The following is a 3,867-nucleotide window of genomic DNA, read 5'->3' as shown; positions in this document are numbered from 1 at the left end:
GGCTTCTAATCAACAAGCACAGTCTGCTAATCAAATAAATATTGGTGTAGATCAAATAGCTTCTGTTATTCAAACGAACAGTGCTACAGCAGAAGAAAGCGCTGCTGCTAGCGAAGAATTAAATGGGCAGGCGGAAATGCTTAAGAATTTGGTTGGCAATTTTAGACTAAGAATATAGTGTAAATAAGTATTAAATAAAACAGATACATTTTGTCACTTATAGTTTATATGATACCAAGCAAGGATGTAATTTTTTTACATTCAAAAGTATATATCTTTATACAAATTTGTATATAGATGTAGTTAACTTTACGCAGGGCAACCTAAACTTTAATTGTGATATTATTCAGAAATATTTTTAAAAATAAAAAAATGCTTGTATTCCTGTCTCTGGCAGTTCAAAGAAATAAATAGCTTGAGAACCATTGTAAATATGGCTTTCAAGCTTTTGTTTTAATTTGTTAGAGTAAAAACAATCTAATATCCATGAATTATTGGTTTGCGGCTCTCGCGGGTTTATTTTTTTAGGAAAATTGGGAAAAAACGATTGCGTTAAATTTAAATTACATATATAATAAGAATTAAATTAGGAATACTGTGGAAAACATAAAATTAATAAGGAGGATAAATATGATAACAATAAAAGATGTTGCTAGACTTGCAGAAGTGTCTATTTCAACAGTTTCAAGGGTTATAAATGATTCTAAACCTGTTAGTCCCGAAGTGAGAAGAAGAGTTTTAAAAGTTATCGAGGAAACCGGATACAAGCCAAATGATGTAGCGAGAAGCCTTGTTACAAGGAGATCATATTTAATAGGAGTAATTGTAAATAATTTAGCTCAAAGCTATGTTGCTGATATAGTAAGAGGTATAGAGGAAATAGGAAAAATGTATGGCTATGATATTTTACTGTGCAGCAGCTATTCCAGCAAAGAAACACAGGAAAAATATTTACAGCTATTGGATAGAAAACAAGCGGAAGGATTATTTATGGTAGGTAACAAGTTTGATGAAAAAATAATTCAACTTGCAAGAGAATTAAATAAACCTAGCATATATTTTACAAGAGATGTTCATGAAAAAATGAATTATATTTCAATTGACTGCAATGCTGCCATTTATGAAATGACAAATTATTTAATCAAAGAAGGACATAGTAACATAGCATATATTTCTGATTTTGAAGATAGAACTTCAGCTGAAATTGATAAAATAGCCGGTTATCAGAAAGCTGTTGAAGACAATGAACTTCAATATTCCAAAGTATATGTTGTTGGGGGAAGCAAGCACAGCAAAGCATATGAGTTAGGAAAATCAATTGTTAAAGATTCTAAAGAATTTACTGCTGTTGTGTGCAGCAATGATGAAATAGCAATAGGTGTTTTAAACAGCTTTATTGATAACAATGTCAAAGTCCCTGAAGATGTATCTGTTGTTGGTTTTGGAAATATCAGAGAATGCAAGTTCGTAAGACCGGAGCTTACAACAATCGGAGAACCGTATTATGATGTTGGGGCAGTTGGTATGAGAATGCTTATTAAAATGATAAAAGGCGACAAAACTCAACATGGTTTAATGGAACTGCCATTCGTTTTAGAAAAAAGAAAAAGCGTAAGAACATTAAATTATTAATAGTTGAGAAGATGCTGCGCCGCTTTTTATGGAATGTAATTTGTTGAATTTGAGCGAAAACTAATATAAGTTTCATGACAAATAATGCCATAAAAGACATATGAATCCCCCTATAATAAATGTTATCATTTAATTTATTATAGGGGGATTACAAATGAAAAACAGATTTATTTATGTAATGATAATTTCTTTGCTCTTTAGTTATAATTCAATTGAAAATTACAAATACTATGAAGAAATAGAAAGTATAGAATATTTGCTTAATGAGCGGATAGTAATAATGAATGAATTTCTTTATGGTTGCAAGGATATGAATTCATTAGAAAATAAGCTGGATAAAATCGAAGCAGAGAATTTGTTGAAAAACGACTTGGGTATTTTATACAAAGTTATTGATAATCCAACTGATTATGAGCTTGCCTTGAATGTTCATGTTGACAAAATAAACAGTTTACTTAAGACAAAAAATGGCCTTCAGATTAATGCTGACTTGAAGTGGCTTATGAGTGGTTATGATGGCGAATTCAGCATGGTAAAAAATTATAACATAAAATGTGTAGAGTTGGATAAACAGATGTATCTCGCATCGTTGATATACAATGAATAGAAATAGGAGACGTTATGGAAAATAATAAACTTTTTTATAAAAAACATTTTATTTGGGATAAATTAAATAATGAAGAAAAGGTGGACGTTTTTAATGTTGCAGACGACTATAAAGCGTTTATAGATTCTTCAAAAACAGAAAGGCTCACGATTAATGAAATAATTAAAAGAGCAGAAGCAAAAGGATTTGTTAATATATTAGACCAGAAAGACATTAAGCCCGGAGCAAGACTTTATTATGTAAATAAAGGTAAAGATGCTGTTCTTGCAGTTATAGGAAAAGAAAATATTGAAAGTGGCATGAATATAGTTGGAAGCCATGTTGATTCACCACGAATTGATATAAAACAGAATCCATTGTATGAAGAGCATGGTATTTCTCTTTTAAAAACTCACTATTATGGTGGAATAAGAAAATATCAGTGGGTTACAATTCCTCTTGCACTTTATGGAACAGTTGTAAAAGGTAATGGAGATGTAATTGAAATTGCCATAGGTGATGACGAAAATGATCCTGTATTTTATATTACAGACCTGCTTCCACATTTGGCGAAGGATCAAAATGATAAAAAATTATCAGAAGCAATTGAGGGGGAAGGGCTCAATGTAATTATAGGAAGTCTTCCTTCCGAAGGTAAAGATGATGAAAAAAAATTCAAACTAAATGTATTGAAAATTCTCGATGAAAAATATGGAATGATTGAAGAAGATTTTCAAACAGCAGAACTTGAAATTGTTCCTGCAGGAAGGTCGCGCGATGTAGGACTGGACAGAGGAATGATAATGGCATATGGCCACGATGATAGAGTTTGCGCATACACTTCATTAAAAGCGATATTGGAATTAGAAAATCCCCACAAAACTGCAATTGCGCTGTTTGTAGATAAAGAAGAAATAGGCAGCGTAGGAAACACCGGAATGGAATCTCAATTTTTTAATAATATGGTTGCTGAATTAATTGCGTTGCAAAACGAGGGAAATTATTGTGAAAGGTCACTTAAAAAAGCTTTGGCTAACAGCAGTATGCTTTCATCAGATGTATCAGCAGGCGTTGACCCAACTTATTCTCAAGTTTCAGAACTTCAAAATGCAGCTATAATGGGGCAGGGAGTTGCGATGATTAAATATACCGGCAGCAAGGGTAAATCCGGAGCAAATGATGCAAATGCAGAGTATATTGGAAAGTTAAGAAAATTATTTAATGATAATGAAGTAATATGGCAAAGCGCTGAATTAGGTAAAGTTGACCAGGGTGGCGGCGGCACTATTGCATATATCATGGCAAACTATAATATGGATGTTGTTGATTTGGGAGTTCCTGTATTGAGTATGCATGCTCTGTTTGAAATGGTTTCTAAAACAGATGTTTATATGACATATAAAGCATACGAAACTTTTTACAATAAGTTTTAATTGTAAATATTCCTTTAAAGTTATAAAAAGTTCTCATAATTTGGGGACTTTTTTTTATAACTATAAAACAATATAGTGTTTTTAATGACTGTATCTTTTTTCCGTAATTCGTGAATTTCAGCTCTGAAAGGTAAAAATTTTTCGCAATAAGATATATAAAAAGACATTCAAATTTGCACGAAAACTAAAGATATGATAAAATAGTTTAAAGAACTT

3 protein-coding genes and 1 pseudogene are annotated in these 3,867 nt (G+C 31.5%); all 4 read left to right on the top strand.

Features of this window, described 5'->3' with window-relative positions; genetic code table 11:
- Nucleotides 1-178: pseudogene (locus SA378_RS01655) on the top strand (methyl-accepting chemotaxis protein); the annotation flags it as partial.
- A gap of 452 nt (nt 179-630) precedes the next feature.
- Complete coding sequence (locus SA378_RS01650) at nt 631-1,632, top strand: LacI family DNA-binding transcriptional regulator (protein WP_318524254.1); 1,002 nt, start codon at nt 631-633, stop codon at nt 1,630-1,632.
- 154 nt (nt 1,633-1,786) lie between these two features.
- The gene (locus SA378_RS01645; protein ID WP_318524253.1) at nt 1,787-2,239 is read left to right on the top strand and encodes a hypothetical protein; all 453 of its coding nucleotides are present in this window, start codon (nt 1,787-1,789) and stop codon (nt 2,237-2,239) included.
- A complete protein-coding gene (locus tag SA378_RS01640) occupies nt 2,236-3,651 on the top strand; it encodes an aminopeptidase (protein WP_412178660.1) in 1,416 nt (471 codons plus the stop codon). Before SA378_RS01645 ends, SA378_RS01640 begins: the two co-directional genes overlap by 4 nt.
- Nucleotides 3,652-3,867 lie beyond the last annotated feature (216 nt).

Origin of the sequence: Sedimentibacter sp. (genome assembly GCF_033447055.1) — a bacterium.
In the GTDB taxonomy this organism is placed as follows: Bacteria; Bacillota; Clostridia; order Tissierellales; family Sedimentibacteraceae; genus Sedimentibacter.
Note: the sequence above shows the minus strand (reverse complement) of the source record. Positions and strands in the feature narration are given on the sequence as shown.

Coding starts and splice junctions, on each gene's coding strand:
- SA378_RS01650 (WP_318524254.1), top strand. CDS start 631: ATGATAACAATAAAAGATGTTGCTAGACTTGCAGAAGTGTCTATTTCA.
- SA378_RS01645 (WP_318524253.1), top strand. CDS start 1,787: ATGAAAAACAGATTTATTTATGTAATGATAATTTCTTTGCTCTTTAGT.